The 22151-nt window shown below is 53.8% G+C and carries 16 protein-coding genes, 1 other RNA gene and 3 pseudogenes; 9 read left to right on the top strand and 11 right to left on the bottom strand.

The annotated features are described in order from the left end of the window. Window positions 1-16: 16 nt before the first annotated feature. Both sufB and sufA read right to left on the bottom strand, forming a co-directional pair. Entirely contained in the window at window positions 17-1510 is a 1494-nt protein-coding gene (sufB, locus tag WH277_RS16510) for a Fe-S cluster assembly protein SufB (RefSeq protein ID WP_133845279.1), read from the bottom strand. Window positions 1511-1515: 5 nt separating this feature from the next. Further along, the gene (gene sufA / locus WH277_RS16505) at window positions 1516-1890 is read right to left on the bottom strand and encodes a Fe-S cluster assembly scaffold SufA (protein ID WP_133845281.1); all 375 of its coding nucleotides are present in this window, start codon (window positions 1888-1890) and stop codon (window positions 1516-1518) included. Window positions 1891-2281: 391 nt separating this feature from the next. Here sufA and WH277_RS16500 point away from each other — a divergent pair, with 391 nt between their 5' ends. After that, entirely contained in the window at window positions 2282-2686 is a 405-nt protein-coding gene (locus WH277_RS16500; protein ID WP_133845283.1) for a hypothetical protein, read from the top strand. Window positions 2687-2749: 63 nt separating this feature from the next. Here the strand turns inward: WH277_RS16500 and WH277_RS16495 are convergent, their stop codons facing one another. Both WH277_RS16495 and ydiJ read right to left on the bottom strand, forming a co-directional pair. After that, on the bottom strand, window positions 2750-3163 hold the full coding sequence (locus tag WH277_RS16495; protein WP_133845285.1) for a hotdog fold thioesterase: 414 nt from the start codon (window positions 3161-3163) through the stop codon (window positions 2750-2752). Next, window positions 3163-6219 (bottom strand): D-2-hydroxyglutarate dehydrogenase YdiJ, encoded by a 3057-nt coding sequence (ydiJ, locus tag WH277_RS16490; protein WP_339505971.1) that lies wholly within the window; start codon window positions 6217-6219, stop codon window positions 3163-3165. The genes WH277_RS16495 and ydiJ overlap by 1 nt, the downstream gene beginning before the upstream one ends. 241 nt (window positions 6220-6460) lie before the next feature. On the opposite strand from ydiJ, the gene ydiK reads away from it, so the two are divergent. Then, window positions 6461-7585, top strand: a complete 1125-nt coding sequence (gene ydiK, locus WH277_RS16485) for an AI-2E family transporter YdiK (protein WP_339505970.1) — start codon at window positions 6461-6463, stop codon at window positions 7583-7585. Window positions 7586-7849: 264 nt separating this feature from the next. Continuing rightward, window positions 7850-7953: antisense sRNA RprA (gene rprA, locus WH277_RS16480), an RNA gene on the top strand. Between the two features lie 137 nt (window positions 7954-8090). Here the strand turns inward: rprA and ppsA are convergent. After that, window positions 8091-10469, bottom strand: a complete 2379-nt coding sequence (ppsA, locus tag WH277_RS16475; protein ID WP_133845291.1) for a phosphoenolpyruvate synthase — start codon at window positions 10467-10469, stop codon at window positions 8091-8093. A 473-nt stretch (window positions 10470-10942) separates the two neighbouring features. On the opposite strand from ppsA, the gene ppsR reads away from it, so the two are divergent. The 6 genes and pseudogenes from ppsR to WH277_RS16445 all read left to right on the top strand — a co-directional run bounded on the left by ppsR (window position 10943) and on the right by WH277_RS16445 (window position 16659). Further along, complete coding sequence (gene ppsR, locus WH277_RS16470) at window positions 10943-11776, top strand: posphoenolpyruvate synthetase regulatory kinase/phosphorylase PpsR (RefSeq protein WP_167864599.1); 834 nt, start codon at window positions 10943-10945, stop codon at window positions 11774-11776. 147 nt (window positions 11777-11923) lie between these two features. Continuing rightward, the gene (locus WH277_RS16465; RefSeq protein WP_133845295.1) at window positions 11924-12970 is read left to right on the top strand and encodes a 3-deoxy-7-phosphoheptulonate synthase; all 1047 of its coding nucleotides are present in this window, start codon (window positions 11924-11926) and stop codon (window positions 12968-12970) included. Between the two features lie 248 nt (window positions 12971-13218). Next, a complete protein-coding gene (locus WH277_RS16460; RefSeq protein WP_133845296.1) occupies window positions 13219-14250 on the top strand; it encodes a hemin-degrading factor in 1032 nt (343 codons plus the stop codon). Next, a pseudogene (locus WH277_RS16455) lies at window positions 14247-15016 on the top strand (heme/hemin ABC transporter substrate-binding protein). Before WH277_RS16460 ends, WH277_RS16455 begins: the two are co-directional and overlap by 4 nt. 35 nt (window positions 15017-15051) lie before the next feature. Continuing rightward, window positions 15052-15890 (top strand): annotated as a pseudogene (locus WH277_RS16450) (FecCD family ABC transporter permease). After that, window positions 15883-16659 carry a heme ABC transporter ATP-binding protein gene (locus WH277_RS16445; RefSeq protein WP_339505969.1) on the top strand — a complete coding sequence of 259 codons (777 nt, stop codon included), beginning with the start codon at window positions 15883-15885 and terminating at the stop codon, window positions 16657-16659. The pseudogene WH277_RS16450 and the gene WH277_RS16445 overlap by 8 nt, the downstream one beginning before the upstream one ends. On the opposite strand, the gene WH277_RS16440 is transcribed toward WH277_RS16445, so the two are convergent. From WH277_RS16440 to WH277_RS16415, 6 genes and pseudogenes are all read right to left on the bottom strand, one after another. Beyond that, on the bottom strand, window positions 16656-18095 hold the full coding sequence (locus WH277_RS16440; RefSeq protein ID WP_339505968.1) for a protein adenylyltransferase SelO: 1440 nt from the start codon (window positions 18093-18095) through the stop codon (window positions 16656-16658). The genes WH277_RS16445 and WH277_RS16440 overlap by 4 nt on opposite strands. A 90-nt stretch (window positions 18096-18185) precedes the next feature. Then, on the bottom strand, window positions 18186-18929 hold the full coding sequence (locus WH277_RS16435; RefSeq protein WP_133845301.1) for an EAL domain-containing protein: 744 nt from the start codon (window positions 18927-18929) through the stop codon (window positions 18186-18188). Between the two features lie 365 nt (window positions 18930-19294). Next, entirely contained in the window at window positions 19295-19753 is a 459-nt protein-coding gene (locus WH277_RS16430; protein ID WP_133845302.1) for an NlpC/P60 family protein, read from the bottom strand. Between the two features lie 72 nt (window positions 19754-19825). Continuing rightward, on the bottom strand, window positions 19826-20566 hold the full coding sequence (btuD, locus tag WH277_RS16425; protein WP_171148623.1) for a vitamin B12 ABC transporter ATP-binding protein BtuD: 741 nt from the start codon (window positions 20564-20566) through the stop codon (window positions 19826-19828). Window positions 20567-20569: 3 nt separating this feature from the next. Next, the gene (locus WH277_RS16420) at window positions 20570-21112 is read right to left on the bottom strand and encodes a glutathione peroxidase (protein ID WP_133845306.1); all 543 of its coding nucleotides are present in this window, start codon (window positions 21110-21112) and stop codon (window positions 20570-20572) included. 57 nt (window positions 21113-21169) lie between these two features. Next, window positions 21170-21953: pseudogene (locus tag WH277_RS16415) on the bottom strand (iron chelate uptake ABC transporter family permease subunit); the annotation flags it as partial. Window positions 21954-22151: the final 198 nt, after the last annotated feature.

The raw sequence follows: 22151 nt of genomic DNA, 5'->3' as shown, positions 1-22151 counted from the left end.
CAATGCTGTGCGTAGGTTAGCCCACGCTGTGTTCGAGGCTGATGGCCAACAGTTTCTGCGCTTCCACTGCAAATTCCAGCGGCAGCTCTGAGAAGACATCCTTGCAGAAACCGTTAACAATCATAGAAATCGCATCGTCTTCGCTGATCCCGCGTTGCAGGCAGTAGAACAGCTGGTCTTCACCAATACGTGATGTGGTGGCCTCATGCTCTAACTGTGCGGTGTTATTACGCACTTCCACATACGGGAAAGTGTGTGCACCGCATTCCGCACCAATCAGCATCGAGTCACACTGGGTAAAGTTACGCGCATTGGTGGCGGTTGGCATGATTTTCACCAGGCCGCGATAGGTATTCTGGCTGGTGCCAGCAGAGATACCTTTAGAGATGATGGTTGACTTGGTGTTTTTACCAATGTGGATCATCTTGGTGCCGGTATCAGCCTGCTGGCGTCCGCTGGTCAGCGCGACAGAGAAGAACTCACCAATCGAGTTATCACCGCGCAGGATCACACTCGGGTATTTCCAGGTGATTGCAGAACCGGTTTCCGACTGCGTCCAGGACATCTTACTGTTCGCCCCTTCACACAGTGCACGCTTGGTGACGAAGTTAAGGATACCGCCCTCGGAGTCGCCACCGGAGAACCAGTTTTGCACCGTGGAGTATTTCACTTCCGCATCTTTGTGGATGATCACTTCCACCACCGCCGCATGCAGCTGGTAGGTGTCACGGACCGGCGCTGAACAGCCTTCGATGTAGCTCACGTAACTGCCTTCATCGGCAATCAGAATGGTGCGTTCAAACTGGCCGGTTTTCGCCGCGTTAATACGGAAATACGTCGACAGCTCCATCGGGCAGCGCACCCCTTTCGGGATGTAAACGAAAGTCCCGTCAGAGGCCACCGCTGAGTTCAGCGCGGCGAAGAAGTTGTCATTTGCCGGAACAACGGTGCCCAGATACTGTTGAACCAGCTCCGGGTGCTCGTGGATGGCTTCACCGAACGAACAGAAGATAATGCCCTCTTTCGCCAGCTTATCGCGATAGGTGGTCGATACGGAGACGGAGTCAAAGATCGCATCTACGGCCACTTCCTGGCCTTCACGTACCGGTACGCCTAACTGTTTAAAGGCGTCTTCCACTTCCTGGGTCAGATAGTTGGGCGCATCGGTTCCTGAAGCCTGTGTGGCACCTGGCTCAGAGGCACAGCTGTCATCACAGTTGCCGCAGGACGGCGCGGAATAGTAGCTGTAATCCTGATAATCCAGCTTTTTGTAGTTGGCTTTCAGCCAGTGAGGCTCTTCCATTTCAAGCCATGCAGCGAAGGCCTTCAGGCGGAATTCCAGCATCCACTCAGGTTCGTTACGTTTAGCCGAGATTGCGCGCACCACATCTTCATTGATGCCGTGTTCAAACTCTTCGGTTTGCAGTTGGGTAAAGAAGCCTTCTTTGTAGTTCTGAGGGCTGCCTTCCCAAACCTGTACATCGTCAGATGCTTCAGTATTACGAGACATAGGGTTCACTCAACGCCAAAGCTCTCACCACAGCCGCAGGCGTGTTGAGCTTTAGGGTTATTAAATTTGAAAATCTGGTTCAGGCCTTCGCGCACGAAATCCACTTCCGTACCGTCGATATAGGGCATCGCCTGCAGGGGCACGAATAACAACGCACCGTTATGGCTGAACACCAAATCATCCGCCGCCGATTCTTTCGCCATATCCATGGTGTAACCAAATCCGGCACAGCCAGAGGTTTTGACACCCAGCTTCAGGCCCTTAATCTCAGGGTCACCTGCGGCCAGATTGATGATTTGCTTTGCTGCGCTGTCAGTAAGCGTCAGCCCTTTCCAGATGTACTCATCCGGAGAAAAAGTGGCAGGATTTGCTGATTGCATAATTTACCTCGCGATACGATAGCCCTTCGGGCTAGTGCCCCTATGTTAGTGATTACCAGAATCACTTCAACCTCTTGTTTTGCAGGGATAAAGGACAAAAGGTGCTTTTAGGGAACTCTTGACTAAGTTTAGACCCTGTAAAAAAGATTGCGCTTTGCCTGAAAGACGCATCGTCTCAAAAGATAAGCGTTTGAAAATAAGATGTTTATATTTTGTTATCTAAACCGAATACTTTCTCTAACTCATTCTCGTTATTCACCGTGACGCGGTTATCGTTATCACCGATTTTTCTGACAGGTGAGGTATATCAATAAAAATTCCCACGTTACGATTGAATAATATCGCAGTTATAATATGATAATGATTATCATTAGCGCGACTGGAACCCGTAATGAATCTGTCGATGAGTGCGTGGCTGCAACATAAAATTGATGAGTACACGTTTTCCGTACGTGATATCACCGTCGACTTTTACATGGCGCAGGCTAAGTTAAACCGGCCCGACTGTTCCATTGAACAACTGCGTAAGTTCAATGATACCTGCCTCGACATGGCCGAACTCTGCCAGCTGAATGGCGACGATCAAAGCTATCTTCACGCGCTGGGAAAACTCCATCAACGACTGGTTGTTGAGCTGAGCAACACCGACCGCGAACGCCTGTTCCGGATGCAAGCCTGGCAACTGGCACGCCACTCCCTGAGTCGCCTCTGTCATCAGCTGGCAATGAATGGCGAATGGGATAAAGCGACCGTGTTGCAAAGCGAATTCGTTAAGCACGCGTCGTGGATAATGTAATCTTCAGAGTATTATACCGCGTGCCAGTGATGCGAAAAACCCCGCATTAAGCGGGGTTATCGGTCAAATCACAGCAGTTGTGAGGCGGGACGTACAGCACAAGCGATTATTGTTGTCGAAAATTTCTATTTGCCACACCTGATGACGCCGTCCGAGATGCACAGAACGGCACACACCACGGACCTCGCCTTCCCGTGCGGCCCGCAGATGATTGGCGTTGATCTCCAGCCCAACCACCTGCTGTTCACCCTCGGTGCAGAGATACCCAGCCATTGAGCCTAGTGTCTCCGCCAGCACCACCGATGCTCCGCCGTGCAGCAGACCAAACGGCTGGCGCGTACGCTGATCAACCGGCATCACCGCTTCAATTCGGTCCTCCGCCAGCACCGTAAAACGGATGCCAATATGGTCCACCATCGTGTTTTGACTGCGCAGATTTAACTGCTCAAGCGTGGCTTCACGCTGCCAGATTGCCATTACAGGATCTCCAGTAATGCCTGCAGAGGATGGCGTATACCGCTACCTTCAATACGTTTCACCTGACTGCGGCAGGAATAGCCGGTCGACAGACAGCGCTGACGCGGCAGTTTTTGCAGGGCATTTTGCCAGGAGAGCGCATAAATCCCGAGCGAGTTTTCCAGGTTTTTTGCTTCATGCCCGTAAGTCCCGGCCATGCCGCAGCAACCCACGCTGACATTTTCCAGCCTGGCACCAAAGCGGGCAAAGATCGTTTCCCACTGTTTAATCGAGCCGGGCAGCGCAGTGACCTCGGTGCAGTGGCCAAACAGATACCAGGATTCACCTTCTGCTGCGGGCTGGGCATCACGCGTCGCCAGCGCAGTATGCAGCCATTCATGGACTAACTGCACATGGAAATCCCCCCGTTTATCACCCAGTACCTGCTTGTACTCATCGCGGTAGCAGAGCACCAGCGCCGGATCGACACCCACCAGCGGCATCTTCAACTGCGCCACACGATTGAGGAAATCAGCAGTTTTCTGTGCGGTACGCGCAAACTGTTGCAGGAAGCCCTTAATATGCTGCGCTTTGCCGTTCGGCGAGAACGGCAGTACCACAGCAGTGAAGCCCAACTTTTCAATCAGTTGCACAAAGTCGGCCACCAGCTGTGCTTCGTAATAGCTGGTAAACGGGTCCTGAACCACCAGCACAGTCCGCGCACGCTGTTCAGCACTCATCTGTTCGAGATCTTCCAGCGTCGTGCCCGATGCCCGATGACCGGCCAGCTGCTGCTTCAGCGTCGGTGACGATAAGAGCGGCAGGTCGACCATACCTATATGGCGCTTGCTGAGCGATTTGACCCACGGCTGACGTAAAAAGAAGTTAAAGGCCTTTGGCGCTTTTGCCATCAGCGGCGCATAGCTCTCCACCGTTGCGACCAGATAGTCACTGGCCGGACGCAGGTAGCGCGTGTGATAGAGCTGTAAAAAGCGTGAGCGGAAACCAGGAACATCGATTTTGATCGGACATTGGGTTGAACACGCTTTACAGGCCAGGCAGCCTGACATCGCGTCTTTCACCTCGTGGGAAAAATCATACTGCCCGCGTTTGGCCTGCCAGCTGTTGCGGGTCCGCTGGATCATACCGCGCAGACTGATTCCTTTTGACGGCAGTTGCTGCTCAAGCACCAGTGGATCTACGCCCTGCTCGGCCAGCAAACGCAGCCATTCGCGCGTCAGCGTGGCACGCCCTTTCGGTGAATGCATGCGGTTGCTGGTGATCTTCATTGACGGGCACATCGGGCTTTTCACATCAAAGTTAAAGCATAAGCCGTTGCCGTTACACTCCATCGCGCCACGCCAGTCAGTCCGAACGTTAACCGGGATCTGGCGATCGTACGTGCCACGTTTCACTGCATCGACTTTGAGCATCGGGTCGTCGACGCCCAGCGGTGCACAGATTTTACCCGGATTCAGACGGTTGGCAGGGTCGAAGGCGGCTTTAATGCGGCGCAATTCGTTATACAGCACCTCGCCAAAGAACGCCGGACTGTACTCCGCGCGGAATCCTTTCCCGTGCTCCCCCCACAGCAGGCCGCCATAACGCGCTGTCAGGGCCACGACTTCATCAGAGATCTGTTTCATCAGCATCTCCTGCTGCGGGTCGCACATATCCAGCGCAGGGCGCACGTGCAGCACCCCGGCATCCACATGGCCAAACATGCCATAACTGAGGTTATGCCCATCGAGCAGTGCACGGAAATCGACAATATAGTCAGCGAGGTTCTGCGGCGGCACGCAAGTGTCTTCAACAAACGGAATCGGCTTGGCACGCCCTTTGGCATTCCCCAACAGCCCCACGGCTTTTTTGCGCATCCCGTAGATACGCTCAATACCGGAAACGTCATCACAGAGCTGATAGCCAATGACCCCGCCCTCGCGCAGTGACATTAACGTTTCAAGTCGCTGGCACAGCGATTCCACCTGGCTGTCGATCAGGGATTTATCGTTGCCAGCAAACTCCACCATATTCAGGCCAAGCATCTCTTTGTCAGGAATATCCGTAATCAGTTCACTGACGGAGTGCCAGACAATGTCTTCACGGGCAAGGTTCAGCACCTTAGAATCAACGGTTTCGACCGACAGCGCTTTGGCCTCCACCATAAATGGCGCATTGCGCAGCGCAGAGTCAAAGGAGTCGTATTTAATGTTAACCAGCCGGCGCACTTTTGGGATCGGAGTGATATCCAGGGTGGCTTCGGCGATAAACGCCAGCGTGCCTTCAGCGCCACATAAAATGCGCGTCAGATCCAGCTGTTGCAGATCGTCACTCAACACATGACGCAGGTCGTAACCGGTGAGAAAACGGTTAAGTTTAGGGAATTTGTCGATGATTACGTCACGCTGCTCACGGCAGCGGTCCAGCACCACACGATAGATATTACCTTCCGCACCGGGTGCCTGCGCGCGTATTTCCGCTTCGCTGACGGGCATCGCATACGTATCCAGCACCTCTCCCCCCAGCAGGACCGCTTTCAGGCCCAGCACATGATCGGAAGTTTTGCCGTACACCAGCGATCCCTGGCCTGAGGCATCCGTGTTAATCATGCCGCCAAGTGTGGCGCGGTTACTGGTGGACAGTTCCGGGGAGAAAAAGTAGCCAAAAGGTTTCAGGTAATCATTGAGCTGATCTTTTATGACGCCCGCTTCAACTTTTACCCACCCCTCTTCGACATTGATATCCAGAATGCGCTTCATATGGCGCGACATATCCACCACAATACCCTGATTGAGTGACTGCCCGTTGGTGCCGGTGCCGCCACCGCGTGGCGCAAAGGTCAGGGAATCGAAGCGACTGTCTGCCGCAAGGCGTGCAATCAGTGCCACATCAGCCGTGGATCGGGGAAAAATAACCGCATCGGGCAACAGTTGATAGATACTGTTGTCAGTGGACATAATCAGACGGTCGGCATAGCTTGTCGCTGTGTCGCCAGTAAAACCATCCTGTTTTAAGGCATCCAAAAAACTCAGCACCAACGGAACAAGACCCGGTGCCTGGGAAATCTGTGGGATCATTATCGGGTGACCAAAAAGTTATGTGAATCGTTTGCGTTGCTCAAATAGCGCAGTTATCCGTTTTATCACATTTTTTTATGACCTGCCGTTATTTCAAAAAACGAAGCAAAAGAATAACCTGTTGTTTCTGTCGCTAAATCGTTTCATACATCATGATTTAAACGTCAGGGTTAGCGTAACCGATGCGCCTGCGCTGATTTTAAGAGACAAATCGCATTTTACTTGAGGTCATTGTTAATCGATGAAGAACGCGCAAAAAGGTTGGGACTTACCGCAAATCGTGTTTTCACTGCTGTTTATCAGCCTGACGATTGTCGCGTGTTTTTGGGTGGTTCAGCCGTTTATTATGGGGTTTGCCTGGGCCAGCATGGTGGTGATTGCCACCTGGCCATTAATGATCAAAATTCAGGGTTTGCTGTGGGGTCGCCGCGGGCTGGCGGTGCTGGTCATGACGCTGTTGTTGATTCTGGTTTTTATTATTCCTGTTGCCGTACTGGTTAACAGCCTGATTGAAAACGTCCCTCCGCTGCTTTCGTGGCTCAGTTCGGGCCATCTGCAAATGCCGGATCTGCATTGGCTGCGCAGCATTCCTCTCGTTGGCAGAAAGCTCTATTCGGCTTATCACAATCTGCTAGCCGGCGGCGGGTCAGCATTGATTACGCAGGTACAGCCTTATATTGGCCGCACTACCGGGTTCTTCTTTGCTCAGGCGGGCCACTTTGGCCGCTTTATGATGCATCTCGGTCTGATGTTGCTCTTTGCCGTGCTGCTGTTCTGGCGCGGTGAGCAGGTGGGGCACGGTATCCGTCATTTCGCCTTCCGTCTGGCGTCTCGTCGCGGGGATGCTGCCGTCTTGTTGGCTGGTCAGGCTATTCGAGCGGTCGCCCTCGGCGTTGTCGTCACCGCGTTAGTTCAGGGTGTTCTGGGAGGAATTGGACTGGCAATCTCCGGTATTCCTTATGCCACCATACTGACGGTACTGATGATTCTCTCTTGCCTGGTTCAGCTCGGTCCGTTGATTGTGCTGGTACCCGCTATCATCTGGCTTTACTGGAGCGGAGACACCACCTGGGGCACAGTCCTGCTGGTCTGGAGCTGTGTGGTGGGTACTCTGGACAACGTGCTGCGGCCCATGCTGATTCGTATGGGTGCTGACTTACCGATGATCCTGATTCTGTCAGGCGTGATTGGTGGCCTGATTGCCTTTGGTATGATTGGTCTGTTCATTGGCCCGGTCGTGTTGGCCGTCTCTTACCGCCTGGTTTCTGTCTGGGTACATGAGTCACCGGCACCGGAAGAAGACCCGCTGGCAGTGGTTGAAGAACTCGCCGAAATTGAAGCAGAAGCGCACCAGCCAAAAGCATAATCCCCCCTTCGTTTGCAGTCAGTTCGCTGACTGCAAACATTAGCGCATGGAATATTTCCGCATCATAAATCCTGATTTTCATTAATGGAATTTATCACTAAATCCCACTTTTCACGCTTTCCAACCCTTGCATCACCAAATTGCTGATATTTTGCACATCAATTTGCGTTAAAAACCGCCACCTGCACCGGGAAATATTATGAGTTTTAAACTAATAAGATGATTCTTAAAGACGCCATAAACGCGGTTGCATAGTATGGATATCAAGTTTGAAATCACCCCACTGGTTTCTGAACAATGTTATTTCCCTGAGTAAAGAATTGCTGTGTGTAGTCTTTGCCCATCCCCTGTGATGGGCTTTTTTTTGTCTGAAATTCGGCATAAAAAAAGGATAACCGCAGCGCGGTTATCCCTTGCATCGATCCCGGACGCGGTATGCCACGCCTCTAAGGATATCTGGTTAATCGTAGGGGTCGGGCCCGCCCCCCCCCGCAACCACCCGCGTTTACTTCTTCAACTCAGCCAGGCTCAGCCACGTCTGAACCACGGTATCCGGGTTCAGTGACAAACTGTCAATGCCCTCTTCCATCAGCCAGGCGGCAAAGTCTTCGTGGTCTGAAGGTCCCTGCCCGCAGATACCGACATATTTCCCCTGCTTCTTCGCGGCGCGGATTGCCATCGACAACAGCGCTTTTACGGCATCATTACGCTCGTCAAACAGCTCGGATACCACACCGGAGTCGCGGTCCAGCCCCAGCGCCAGTTGGGTCATATCATTTGAGCCAATCGAGAAGCCGTCAAAGTATTGCAGGAACTCGTCAGCCAGCAGCGCATTGGACGGGATCTCACACATCATGATGATCTTAAGCCCGTTCTCACCCCGCTTCAGTCCCTGGCGTTCCAGTTCCTCCACCACGGCTTTCGCCTGGGCTACGGTGCGCACAAACGGCACCATGATCTCTACGTTGGTCAGCCCCATATCGTTGCGTACACGTTTGACCGCCGCACACTCCAGTGCAAAGCAGTCACGGAAGCTATCCGCCACATAGCGACCGGCGCCACGGAAGCCGAGCATTGGGTTCTCTTCTTCAGGTTCATAACGTTCGCCACCGACCAGATTGGCATATTCGTTAGTCTTGAAGTCTGAAAGACGCACAATCACGCGTTTCGGCGCAAATGCCGCCCCCAGAGTGGCAATCCCTTCGGTCAGGCGGCCAATATAAAACTCAATCGGGTCGTCAAACCCTTTCATCATGGTGCGGATCTGCTTCTGCAACTCCGGCGTCTGCTGGTCAAACTCCAGCAGTGCCTTAGGATGTACACCGATCATTCGGTTGATAATAAACTCCAGGCGCGCGAGTCCCACCCCTTCATTCGGCAGGCAGGCAAAATCAAATGCACGATCGGGATTACCCACGTTCATCATGATTTTCAGCGGCAGCGATGGCATTTCATCAACCTGCGAACTTTTGACCTCGAAGTCGAGCAGTTCATCATAGACATAGCCGGTGTCGCCTTCCGCACATGACACCGTCACTTTATGACCGTCTTTCAGGATATCGGTGGCATTACCGCACCCGACAACCGCCGGGATCCCCAATTCACGGGCAATGATCGCCGCATGACAGGTACGCCCACCGCGATTGGTGACAATGGCAGACGCCTTTTTCATGATCGGTTCCCAGTCAGGGTCGGTCATGTCGGTCACCAGTACGTCACCTTTTTCAATGCGGTTCATTTCACTGATGTCGTGAATGACTTTCACTTCACCGGCACCGATACGGTGACCGATGGCGCGGCCTTCAACCACCACCTTACCGTTGCCCTGAAGTGTGTAACGCTCCATCACTGAACCGTTAGAACGGACGGTTTCCGGACGAGCCTGTACGATAAACAGTTTGCCGGTATGGCCATCCTTCGCCCACTCAATGTCCATCGGACGCTGGTAGTGTTTCTCAATCTGCACGGCCTGCGCCGCCAGTGCTTCCACTTCTTTATCCGTCAGGGAGAAACGGTCACGCTCTGCTTCTGGCACGTCCTCGATCCTGACCTGCTCGCCATGCTCCTGCGAATCTGCGTAGACCATGCGGATTTTCTTCGAACCCATATTACGGCGCACAATGGACGGGCGACCTGCGGCCAGCGTCGGTTTATGCACGTAAAACTCATCCGGGTTAACCGCACCCTGTACCACCATCTCACCCAGGCCCAGCGCAGAAGTAATAAATACCACCTGATCGAAGCCCGACTCGGTATCAATAGTAAACATCACGCCGGCAGAGGCGAGATCAGAACGCACCATGCGCTGCACCCCGGCGGAGAGTGCCACACCACGGTGATCGTATCCCTGATGCACACGGTACGAGATCGCACGATCGTTAAACAGAGAGGCATAGACATGCTTAACGGCAATGAGCACCGCATCATAGCCCTGCACATTGAGGAAGGTTTCCTGCTGCCCGGCAAAGGAGGCATCCGGCATATCCTCTGCGGTGGCGGAAGAACGCACCGCAAACGATGCATCAGCATCATCGGCTGACAACTGGTTGTACGCCTCGTGTATCGCCTGTTCCAGCTCTGGCGTAAACGGCGTTTCTACCACCCACTGACGGATCTGTTTACCCGCCTTCGCCAACTCATCAACATCATCAATATCGGTCTTATCCAGCAGATCATAGATACGCTGATTGACGCCGCTTTGGTCGAGGAACAGGTTGAACGCTTCCGAGGTTGTCGCAAATCCGTTCGGCACTGATACACCCAACGATGACAAGTTAGTAATCATTTCACCCAGAGAGGCATTTTTGCCTCCCACCCGATCCACATCGTTCATGCCAAGCTGGTTATACCAGAGCACTAGCGGCAATTGGCCTTTATTGGACATTGAAGCAATCCTTGTAAGATTTAATTAAAAATATGAGGAGTACAGTAATGCTTCTTGAGACTCGCACAGTTAAGCCGGATTGATAAAGTGTTGAATCGTTCAAGCAGATGATTTTTTTATTTTTAAGATTTCTCCGCGTAATAAAACAGCGTTGCGCAACAAATAAAATAATAATTTACCTTATAAATCAGCAAATTGAAAATAATCACAAAATAAAATCGCATCGCCACTTGCGCAACAAAAAAGGATTCCATATTAGAATGTTTTTAATTGAAAGGGCGATAAAGATGAATAGTGAACAGAAACATCATTTCATTTTATGATAAAAGTGCGATTTCTCTGATTTTATAAAAATAAAAAGTTCAAATCATTAGTTAATGGTTTTTTTATTTTGTTTTGTAGACTGAATCACGATTTGCTTTAACAGGGCAGATTAATTTAGTCTGCACTGCATACCCGCCAGCGGAGATAAAATGGACGTGAACGCCGAACGTAGTGTTTTTTATATTTCAGATGGCACCGCCATCACGGCTGAAGTATTAGGTCATGCGGTCCTGTCACAGTTCCCGGTGGCAACGCAGAGTGTCACCCTGCCCTTTGTGGAAAACGTGCAGCGCGCTCAAGCGGTGAAAGCGCAGATAAATGCGCTGTACCAGCAAAGCGGTGTGCGTCCGCTGGTGTTCATTTCGGTGATCTCCGCGGAGATCCGCGAGATCATTTTGCAAAGCGATGGCTTCTGCCAGGACATTGTCCAGTCGCTGGTCGCCCCGCTCCAGCAAGAGTTAGGCGTTGACCCTGCGCCTGTGGCGAACCGTACGCACGGTCTGACCGCCAACAACCTCGGTAAATATGATGCGCGTATTGCCGCGATTGATTACACGCTGGCCCATGACGATGGTATCTCACTGCGCGGTCTCGAAGACGCGCAGGTGATCCTGCTGGGCGTTTCGCGCTGTGGTAAAACCCCTACCAGCCTTTATCTCGCCATGCAGTTCGGCATTCGCGCGGCTAACTATCCGTTTATCGCGGATGATATGGATAACCTGAAACTGCCCCCGGCATTGAAACCCTTCCAGAATAAATTGTTCGGGTTAACCATTGACCCGGAACGCCTGGCCGCCATCCGCCAGGAGCGGGCAGAAAACACCCGTTATGCGTCAATGCGCCAGTGCAGGCTGGAAGTGGGCGAAGTTGAAGCGCTGTTCCGTACCCATCAGATTCGCTACCTCAACAGTACGAATTATTCGGTGGAAGAGATCGCCACCAAAATCCTCGATATCATGGGTCTTACGCGCCGTATGTACTGATTTTTGCGTTTCCGGCTTGCTCGCAGCGAGCCGGAAATGCAATTCCCCTGCTGTTTTACGGTTGAAATCATCGCGGTTTGGTTTAAGGTGAACGCCATTACTTCCCGGTATTCCTGCCGTTGTGAAGACAAAATTTTAGAGATCCCCATGAACAAAACAGATGAACTGCGGACCGCGCGCATCGACAGCTTAGTGACGCCTGCAGAACTGCAGGCGCAGCTGCCGATCACGTCTGCCATTATCGAAAACGTGACAGCGTCACGTAAACGCATCGCCCGTATTCTCTCCGGTGAAGATCCACGCCTGCTGGTCGTGGTCGGTCCCTGCTCGCTGCATGACCCGGTTGCCGCCCTGGAATACGCGGAACGTCTGAACGTGCTGCGTGATAAATACCAATCCCGCCTGGAGATCGTGATGCGCGCCTATTTTGAAAAACCGCGCACGGTGGTCGGCTGGAAGGGATTAATTTCTGACCCGGATCTCGATGGCAGTTTCCGCATCAATCATGGGCTGGCAGTGGCACGTAAACTGCTGCTGGATATCAACACGCTGGGAATGCCGACGGCGACTGAATTTCTGGATATGGTGATCGGACAGTTTATTGCCGACCTGATCAGTTGGGGTGCCATCGGTGCGCGCACCACGGAGAGCCAGATCCACCGCGAAATGGCTTCGGCACTCTCCTGCCCGGTGGGTTTCAAAAACGGCACCGATGGCAATACGCGCATCGCCGTGGATGCTATTCGTGCTGCCCGCGTCAGCCATATGTTCCTGTCGCCGGATAAACGCGGCCAAATGACCATCTATCAGACCAGCGGCAACCCTTCCGGGCATATCATTATGCGCGGCGGCAAAGCACCAAACTTCCACCCGGCGGATATTGCCGCTGCGGTCGCACACCTGCGGGAATTCCACCTGCCGGAGCACCTGGTGATCGACTTCAGCCATGGGAACTGCCTGAAGCAGCATCGCCTACAGAAAGAGGTGTCCACCAGCGTAGCGCAGCAGATCCGCGACGGCTCGCGCGCCATTGCGGGTGTGATGATCGAAAGCTTCCTGCAGGAAGGCACGCAGAAAGTGACAGCAGAAACCCCGCTGGTTTATGGCCAGTCAATTACCGACCCCTGCCTCGGATGGGACGATACAGCCAGCGTCTTAGCACAGCTGGCGGATGCCGTCGATAGCCGCTTCTGACACCTTTGGCAGGCCCTTAACGGGCCTGCTTTCTTTTATACCCTAAATAATTCGAGCGGCTTCAAGGCGGCAATGGAAGGAATCCAACGCTGAAGCAGCTTGAAGTATGACGGGTATATGCCCTTCTTTATGCAAACTGTTACCTGAAGGTTAATTTCTGCTTGCACGCGGCTTTCTTTCATTGATAATGATTATCATTCTGATAATGAATACCCTTCCCTATTAGCGGCTCCGTGAGGACAACAGCAATGACTGCGCACTATCAACAATACAGCGAATTAAAAGAACAGCATCCTAAGAAATATGCGCGCGATCTGGCCGCGTTGATGGGGATCAGTGAAGCGGAACTGACCGCAGCGCGTGTCGGCCATCAGGCACAACCGTTACGCCCTGCGATGCGAGAACTGTTGCACGCGCTGGAAGCCGTGGGTGAAACCAAATGTATTACCCGCAACGAATACGCCGTACACGAGCATTTGGGCGTTTTCAGCAATATTCATATCAATGAACATGCCGGCATCGTGCTGAATCCACGAGCACTGGATCTGCGGGTGTTTGTTAATCAGTGGGCCAGTGTTTTTCACCTGCAGGAGATGACCGGTCACGGCGAACGTCAGAGCATTCAGTTCTTCGATCAGCACGGTGATGCGGTACTGAAAGTTTATGCCACTGAGAACACTCACTCTGAAGCCTGGCAGCAGCTGATCGCAGACTACCGTGCAGAACCCGTCACCTCACTCAGTGTGAGCCCGGCTACGCCTGCCGCCTTTGCCGACGAGATCGACGGTGCCACGTTGGAAACGGAATGGCGGGCGATGACCGATGTGCATCAGTTCTTCCGTCTGCTGAAAAAGCATAACGCCTCACGCCAGCAGGCCTTCCACGCCGTCAGCGACGATCTGGCGCAGCAGGTCAGCAATCAGTCACTGGCCACGCTGCTGGAAACAGTGCGTCAGGATGGCAACGAAATTATGATTTTCGTCGGTAACCGCGCCTGTGTGCAGATCTTTACGGGTCAGATTGAAAAGCTGATGCCCATGCACGGCTGGCTGAACATCTTCAACCCGGCTTTCACCCTGCATTTGCAGGATCAGCTGATTGCGGAGAGCTGGATCACACGTAAGCCCACCGCTGACGGCATTGTCACCAGCCTGGAACTGTTTGCTGCCGACGGCACGCAGATTGCCCAACTGTACGGTCAACGCAGCGAAGGCCAGCCAGAACAAACGCAGTGGCGTGAGCAGTTAGCCGCACTCAGCACGGAAGGTGCAACCGTATGAAATCACGCTTGTTCGCTCTGATTGCTCTGTCGCTGGCCTTCCACGCCGCTGCCGCTGAGCGCATCGTCAGTATCGGTGGCGATGTCACCCAAATCATCTATGCGCTGGATGCGCAGCAGGAACTGGTGGCGCGTGACAGCACCAGCCTGCACCCTGAAGTGGTCAAAAAACTGCCTGACGTAGGCTATATGCGCCAGTTAAACGCCGAGGGCATTCTGGCCCTGAAGCCGACGCTGGTCATCGCCAGTGAGCTGGCAAAACCGGCGCTGGCGCTGCAACAGGTTGAGCAAAATGGCGTGAAAGTGGTGGATGTGACCGGGAAGACAGACATTTCAGCCATCAATGAAAAGATCCAGACGTCCGCAAGCAGCTGGCCAGCGTGCCGACAAATCCACTGCCGGTCAACGTGCTGTTTATTCTGGCACATCAGGGCATGGGAGCGATGGGGGCCGGACGCGATACCTCCGCCGATGCCGCCATCCGTGCAGCCGGTCTGCAAAATGCCATGTCCGGCATTCAGCGTTATCAACCGCTATCCCAGGAAGGTGTGATCGCCAGTGCACCCCAGCTGATTGTGGCCACCCGGGACGGCATCCGTACACTGGGCGGCGAAGATAATCTGTGGAAACTGCCCGGTCTCGCATTGACTCCGGCGGGGAAAAATCATCAGCTGCTGGTGGTGGATGACATGGCGCTGCTGGGCTTTGGCATTGATACGCCAGCCGCGATCCTGAAACTTCGTCAGATCGCAGAAACGCTGAAGTGAGGTCAGCGCGATCTCGCAGCTGGCTTGCTGCTTTAATGCTGTTATTGCTGGTACTGGGTGTCAGCGCCGCCAACATCGGTGCGATGCATTTGTCGCTGCCGATGCTGTGGGATGCAGGTACAGACAGCCGCCTGTGGCAAATCTGGTTCACTATTCGTCTATGGTGGGGGGCGCTGGCCTCTCCGGTGTGTGCTGCTCGGGATCAGCGCGGTGCGCGCTGGCGTGCATCTCCATCGTCTTCTTCCTGCCCGGTGTCGTGACGCTGGTGATCTTCCTGCTCAGCCGCCAGGGTTTGACTGGCCTGAGCCGTCTGCTGCTGGTCGGGATTGCAATTAATGCGCTTTGTGGTGCGGCGGTCGGTGTGTTGTCCTGGATCAGCAACGATCAGCAACTGCGCCAGCTGTCATTATGGGGTATGGGCAGCCTCGGTCAGGCACAATGGCCAACGGTGCTGGTGTGCGCTTCTGTGGTGCTGCCCTGCATGGTTCTGGTACAACGCCTGGCTACGCGTCTCAACCTGCTGCAACTCGGCGAAGAAGAGGCGCATTATCTGGGCGTTGATGTGCCACGTACCCAGCGCTATTTACTGGTGCTGAGTGCGTTTCTGGTCGCGTCTGCTGTCGCGGTCAGTGGCGTGATCGGTTTTATTGGTCTGGTGGTACCGCATCTGATGCGCTTCTGCCTCGGTGGCGATCACCGCTGGCTGCTGCCCTCTTCACTGTTAAGCGGTGCCATCCTGTTGCTGCTGGCCGATACCCTTGCACGCACAGTCGTGGCCCCGGCAGAGATGCCGGTCGGGCTGCTGACCAGCCTGATTGGCGGCCCCTGGTTCCTGTGGCTGATCTTGCGTCGTCGTGGAGGTCTCAATGGCTGATGCCCTGATTGCCAGTGGGTTGAGCTATCAGCTGGATACACGCTGGCTGATTGACGATATTTCACTGACCCTGTGCCCCGGCGAGCTGGTGTCCCTGATTGGCCCGAACGGCGCGGGTAAATCCACGCTGTTGAGGCTGCTTACCGGGTTTATCACACCGCAGCGCGGCAGCTGTGTATTGAACGATCAGCCGCTGGCCGAGTGGTCTGCTGCACGGCTTTCGCAGCAGCGCGCCGTGATGCGCCAGCAAAGCAGCATGGCATTTCCACTCAGTGTGGTGGATGTAGTGGCGATGGGCCGCGCGCCCTGGCCTGGATCTGCGCAGCAGGTGGTGAAGGAAGTGATGGCCCTGACGGGCTGTGACGGACTGGCAGAACGCGACTATTTGCAACTTTCCGGCGGTGAACAGCAGCGGGTGCAGCTTGCCCGCGCGCTGGCACAGCTGTGGCGTCCGGATGGCCCACAGGGTTGGTTGTTCCTTGATGAACCGACGTCGGCGCTGGATCTCTACCACCAGCAGCATCTGTTGCGGTTGCTATCACAACTGACGAAACAGTATCCCCTGAGTGTTTGTTGTGTTCTGCACGATCTCAACCTCGCTTCTTTGTGGTCCGATCGTGTGATGCTACTGGCCGGGGGGAAACTGGTGGCGGAGGGCAGCCCGGCACAGGTACTGGATGAGGCCACATTGACGCGCTGGTATCACGCCGATGTGATGGTTCACCCTCATCTTATTGAGGGTGTGCCTCAGGTGGCGCTGCGCCGCTAGCTGGAGCAGCTCACTTCCAGCTTCTTACCCCAGTCAGGCGGACGACGCGTCAGGTCAGCAAACTCTGGCGCATCATCAAACGGCTGCAGCAGTGCATGATGAAGACGCGCCAGCACGCTGACATCATCCTGTTCTGCCTGCTCAATTGCCTGTTGTGCCAGATAATTACGCAGCACCAGCGCCGGGTTAGCCTGTTTCATGGCTTGCTGGCGCTGTTCATCACTCTGCTCATCCTGCAACAGGCGCTGACGATACACGTTATACCAGCTATCAAACGCCTCACGGTCAATAAACTCATCCCGCAGCGGTGAACGCGACTGTTGCTGTTCCACTGCACTCAGTTGACGGAAAGTCCGTGTGTAATCACTGTTCTCCTTCGTCATCAGTGATAGCAGTCCGGTCAGAATATTGTTGTCGTCTTTACCGGCCGTCATCAGCCCCAGTTTGGCACGCATTTTTTCGCCCCAGCAGCGCATCAGCTCGGTTTCATACAGCGCCAGCGCCTGCTTCAGCTGTTCAGTGCTCATCAGCCCTGACAGCGCGTGCGCCAGGCTATTCAGGTTCCACAGTCCGATCATCGGCTGATTCTCGAAACTGTAACGCCCCTGGTGATCAGAATGGTTGCAGATAAACCCAGGCTGATAGTCATCAAGGAAACCGTAAGGGCCATAATCCAGCGTCAGTCCAAGGATCGACATGTTGTCGGTGTTCATCACACCGTGAGCAAACCCCACGCTCTGCCAGCCTGCAATCAGGCGTGCCGTGCGCCTCACCACATCGCTAAACCACAGCAGGTACTTATCCGGCTCCTGCTGCCACTGCGGCCAGTGATGAAGGATCGCATAATCCGCCAGTCGGGTGACATTTTCCTGCTGCCCCTGATAGTAGAAATGTTCAAAATGGCCAAAACGCAGGTGGCTCTCGGCCACGCGCAGCAGCATCGCACCCGGTTCGGCACTTTCACGGTAGACCGGCTCATCGCTGGTGACTACCGTCAACGCACGCGATGTGGGGATCCCGAGGGCATGCATTGCCTCAGAAGCGAGAAACTCTCGCAGTGTGGAGCGCAGCACCGCGCGGCCATCCCCCATGCGTGAATAGGGCGTTAACCCTGCCCCTTTCAGATGCCAGTCGAACTTGCGCCCGTCAGGCAGTTGCTGTTCGCCCAGCAGCAGACCGCGCCCGTCACCCAACTGCCCCGCCCAGACGCCAAACTGGTGACCGCTATAAACCTGCGCCAGAGGCTGCATGCCGTCCATCAGTGTTTCACCACTCCACAGGTCGACATTTTCTGCGTCAAACAGGCGGCTATCCAGACCCAGTTCCTGCGCCAGTGGCGCACTGTGGTAGAGCAGACGAGGATTTTTTAACGGCGTCGGTTCAAGAGCCGTGTAAAAACCACTCAGCTCCTGATACCAGGTATTATTGAATTGCATGGCGCCTCCATCAGTGCCACCGGGAACATTCCCGATAATACTGCTAGTGTAAAGCGCCACGGTGCTGGAAAACACGGAGAGTTTTCAGGGTTATTGCAGTATGCGTTCCCGCAGCTGATAAGGGGGTTCCGTCAGATGAATTAACGCCTCTTCACCGACCGGCGGGAATAGCGCGCTCTGAATACCATCGAAGGCATAGTCACGAACAGTCTGTAACCCGGTGATATCATCCACGCCCTGCACAACAATCTCCTGACAGTGGGGTTTGACGTGATCAAGGATAGCGTTGATAAACGGGTGAAAAGATAAGCGTTTAATATTGTGTTGAATAAATCCTTTATCCAGCTTAATACGATAAAACAAATCGTCAAAAACAGCTTTTGAGGTCGCTTTACCGGCACCGTAATTATTCAGACTTAAGTTAAATTTTTCACTCAGCGCTTTCAGAAAATTATTATTTCGCCCCAACGTTAAATCAGGAAAGCTTTCGCTGACTTCCAGTTCCAGGCAATCCAGCTGACACATTTTTTTCAGAATAAACTCACTCTCGAGGATGGTCTCAGCCAGCGGTTTATCAATATTAATCGCTACTTTCAGGTCGTTGTCGCTAAAAAAATCGTAATGTTTTTCAATAACGTTAATTTGTTCCTGCAACAACAGGACACGCTGCCGGTCATTTAATAGCGGCGTAAGAATCTCCTGAGGCATGGCCACATTGGCACTGGCATGAGTAAAGTGGGTTAACATCTCAACAGACGTCAACAGCCCGCCTGGGCTGTAAACCGGGCAGAATGCTGTGTAAGTTTTATAATCAGCTTCCAAAAAGATGTTCATCTTAATCGCCATTATTAAGCGGCACTCACCGCATCCTATATCAACAAAATAGGACAAGCAACAGTGTCAACAGACTGTCACCCTGCGGAAATTCAATTGCAGTGTGCTTTTGCTTGTAATCCATATCCTTAAGCTAACACAAAACTGACATAAACGATGCTTACTGATATCACTTTCCTGATGCGTAAAAATAAGCGTCGTCGTTTCCGGTAACGCTATCTTTACGAATGCGTATTTCGGCACCAGCGAAAAATTGACTTAAGGTAAATTTGAGTTGAAGTGGTATTTTAAATTCCGCAAACCCTATTTATGCGGACATAAATTAAACGCTAATTAAAACAGCAGGCCACGTCTTAATCTGGCGATTAAATACGCCGCGCCTGCCAGAATACTTTTCGCCAGTAAACATTATCCAGTGAAGAACGGGTGACGCCCTGACTGGTCGACGCATGGATAAACTGATTATCAGTGTCGTAAATGCCGACATGCAGGCCATTTTCTCCGCTGCCAGTTTTGAAGAACACCAGGTCGCCCGGTAAAAGCTGGGCCTTATCAATGCGGGTACCGATATCGGTCTGCGCGGAGGTGGTGCGTGGTAACTGCAAATTAAAGCGATCTCGGAAGGTCAGATAAACAAAACCAGAGCAGTCGACGCCACTGCGGCTCATCCCTCCATAGCGATAAGGCGCACCGCGCCACTGACCGAGCTGGTCATTAAGCTGGGCAATAACGGTAATGGAATCGGAGAGACGCCCGTCAGGTGCCGGGGCACGACTGCTACAACCCGCCAGAACAACAACAATAAGCAGAAGCCAGTAACGCATAACAATGCCTCTCAATAGCAACAGTCTGTAATCTAACGGTAATACCCGAAACAGGCAACAGCGACACCCTGCTCAACTGAGCGTTGTCAGCATCGCCTGCCCTTCTATATCCAGCATCCGGAATGAGACCTGATAAAGCGCGCTGAGATGTTCCGGAGTCAGCACGTCCTGCGGATTACCCTGTAATGCACACTGCCCTGGCCGCATCAGCCAGACACAATCCGCATATCGCAGGGAGTGATTCATATCATGGCTGCTCATGATCACACTGACCCCCTGCTGCGTTAGCGCCGGGATCAAGCGGTCAAACGCGGCCTGCTGGGCAATATCCAGCCCCGTCAGGGGCTCATCTAACAGCAGCAACTTGCCATCCGGGTGACTGACCTGCAAGAGTACCGCCGCCAGTCGCACACGTTGCCACTCGCCGCCAGAAAGTTGCGTAAGAGGCCGGGACAACTTATCACTCAGCTGTAAGGCCTGGGCCAGCGTGAGTAGCATTGCATGATGCACGTCTCCCTGCTGCTGCGTATGCATTAGCAGATAATGCCAGACGGGCATCTGCCCCAGAGGAGACTGCTGCTGGGCGAGATAAGCGCGCTGGCGGGCCAACGCCATGCCGTGCCAGTCAGCCAGCGCACGTCCGGCAAACAGCACGTTACCGCGAGCCGACAGCAGCCCGGCTATCGCCATCAGCAGCGAGCTTTTTCCTGCACCATTGGGACCGACCAGATGAATAACCTGCCCGGCCTTTACCTGCGCACTGAACGGAAACAGGCGCCCGGTTAGCGCGACACCTGTTAATTCCAGCAGCATCGGTTACGCCAGCGCCTGGTGGATGCGGGCGATCAGTTGCGGATCATTCGGTGCCGTATCCGGCGAGAAGCGTTGTAACACCTTACCGTCACGGCCCACCAGGAACTTTTCAAAGTTCCATAAAACGTCTCCCGGCACCTTCGGCGCACGCCCTTTGCTGGTCATACGCTCGAGGAAACCACTCCCCTCCGGCGCAGTGGCTTCAGGCTGTGCGGCCACCAGCTGGGCGTACAACGGATGGCGCTGCGGGCCGTTTACCTCAATTTTGCTGAACATCGGGAACGTTACACCGTAGGTGGTGCTGCAAAAGGTTTTAATCTCAGCGTCTGTGCCTGGCTCCTGCTCAAGGAATGCATTACATGGGAAGCCCAGTACTGTCAGCCCCTGTTCATGTAACTCTTTTTGCAGCGTCTCCAGCTCCTCATACTGTGGGGTGAGCCCACATTTAGAAGCCACGTTAACCACCAATAGAACATCGCCCTGCCATTGCGCTAATGTCGTCTTATCACCATCCAGCGTGACCAGTTCTGTTTCGAAAATACTCATCGTCTTTTCCTGTTTTAACGTAAGAACACGACAGCCTTCAGACTGTCAGCGGTTGCTCAATAATAGCCAGATAAACACCGGTGCGCCCAATGTCGCCGTCACCACCCCGATCGGCAGTTCAGCGGAGGTCAACGCCACGCGGGCAATAATGTCAGCAGCCAGCAATACACCTGCGCCAGCCAGCGCACAGCACGGCAAAAGAATACGATGATCGCTCAGTCCGTTCAGCCGCAGGATATGCGGTATCACCAGGCCGATGAAGCCGATAGCCCCTGCCAGAGCAACGCTGACACCCACCAGCCAGCCAACCGCCAGTACCAGCAGATTACGCCACAGCACCAGTGGCAGACCCAGCTGCTGCGCAGAGATCTCACCCAGCGCCAGCAGGTTAAGCACACGAACCCGACTGCTCAACCACAATAGCACGGGGATCAATGCCAGCATCAGCCAGCCATAGCGCCAGTCAATGCCGATATCCCCAGCGCGACCCCGGCCAGCAGCAGACGGCTACTGGAGAGATGCTGACGGGCAAAACGCAGCAGAATCACGGTGACCAGTAGCGCCCCAAGAATGGCGCTGAGACTCATCAACCAGGGACTACCGACACCGGAGAGGATGCACATCACCAGCCCTACGCCTGCGCCGCCGGATACGCCCAGCAGGCCAGGTTCGCCAGTGGATTACTGAACAGTGCCTGCATTGCCGCACCTGCGACCGCCAGCGAGGCACCGACCAGCATCACCGCCAGCGAACGCGGTAGGCGGAGTTGCCAGACAAAGAGTTGTGCGTCGGAGGTTGACCATTCGGCAGGCGAGATCCAGCGTTCACCCGCGCACAGACTCAGCAGCAGCAGCGACAGACAAAATATCCCCAGCCCGCACAGCCAGAAGCCGAACGACGGTGAGCGAGTCATAACCGACGTTTTTTAAAAGAAAACAGAGGGTTAATTGTAGAGGGAAATCGGCAAAAAGAAAGAGCCAGCAACGCTGGCTCTGAGTGGATTAATGATGCTGGTTTTGCTTTGGTGGTCTCGGCTTAG

Source organism: Erwinia sp. MYb416 (assembly GCF_037479575.1).
GTDB lineage: Bacteria > Pseudomonadota > Gammaproteobacteria > Enterobacterales > Enterobacteriaceae > Erwinia > Erwinia rhapontici.
Note: the sequence above shows the minus strand (reverse complement) of the source record. Positions and strands in the feature narration are given on the sequence as shown.

What these genes read in the sequence shown, in the direction of transcription:
- WH277_RS16500 (WP_133845283.1), top strand. Translation starts at nt 2,282, where the DNA reads ATGAATCTGTCGATGAGTGCGTGGCTGCAACATAAAATTGATGAGTAC.
- ydiK (WP_339505970.1), top strand. Translation starts at nt 6,461, where the DNA reads ATGAAGAACGCGCAAAAAGGTTGGGACTTACCGCAAATCGTGTTTTCA.
- WH277_RS16460 (WP_133845296.1), top strand. Translation starts at nt 13,219, where the DNA reads ATGACTGCGCACTATCAACAATACAGCGAATTAAAAGAACAGCATCCT.
- WH277_RS16430 (WP_133845302.1), bottom strand. Translation starts at nt 19,753, where the DNA reads ATGCGTTACTGGCTTCTGCTTATTGTTGTTGTTCTGGCGGGTTGTAGC.
- WH277_RS16420 (WP_133845306.1), bottom strand. Translation starts at nt 21,112, where the DNA reads ATGAGTATTTTCGAAACAGAACTGGTCACGCTGGATGGTGATAAGACG.
- WH277_RS16445 (WP_339505969.1), top strand. Translation starts at nt 15,883, where the DNA reads ATGGCTGATGCCCTGATTGCCAGTGGGTTGAGCTATCAGCTGGATACA.
- ydiJ (WP_339505971.1), bottom strand. Translation starts at nt 6,219, where the DNA reads ATGATCCCACAGATTTCCCAGGCACCGGGTCTTGTTCCGTTGGTGCTG.
- sufA (WP_133845281.1), bottom strand. Translation starts at nt 1,890, where the DNA reads ATGCAATCAGCAAATCCTGCCACTTTTTCTCCGGATGAGTACATCTGG.
- btuD (WP_171148623.1), bottom strand. Translation starts at nt 20,566, where the DNA reads ATGCTGCTGGAATTAACAGGTGTCGCGCTAACCGGGCGCCTGTTTCCG.
- ppsA (WP_133845291.1), bottom strand. Translation starts at nt 10,469, where the DNA reads ATGTCCAATAAAGGCCAATTGCCGCTAGTGCTCTGGTATAACCAGCTT.
- sufB (WP_133845279.1), bottom strand. Translation starts at nt 1,510, where the DNA reads ATGTCTCGTAATACTGAAGCATCTGACGATGTACAGGTTTGGGAAGGC.
- ppsR (WP_167864599.1), top strand. Translation starts at nt 10,943, where the DNA reads ATGGACGTGAACGCCGAACGTAGTGTTTTTTATATTTCAGATGGCACC.
- WH277_RS16435 (WP_133845301.1), bottom strand. Translation starts at nt 18,929, where the DNA reads ATGAACATCTTTTTGGAAGCTGATTATAAAACTTACACAGCATTCTGC.
- WH277_RS16465 (WP_133845295.1), top strand. Translation starts at nt 11,924, where the DNA reads ATGAACAAAACAGATGAACTGCGGACCGCGCGCATCGACAGCTTAGTG.
- WH277_RS16440 (WP_339505968.1), bottom strand. Translation starts at nt 18,095, where the DNA reads ATGCAATTCAATAATACCTGGTATCAGGAGCTGAGTGGTTTTTACACG.
- WH277_RS16495 (WP_133845285.1), bottom strand. Translation starts at nt 3,163, where the DNA reads ATGGCAATCTGGCAGCGTGAAGCCACGCTTGAGCAGTTAAATCTGCGC.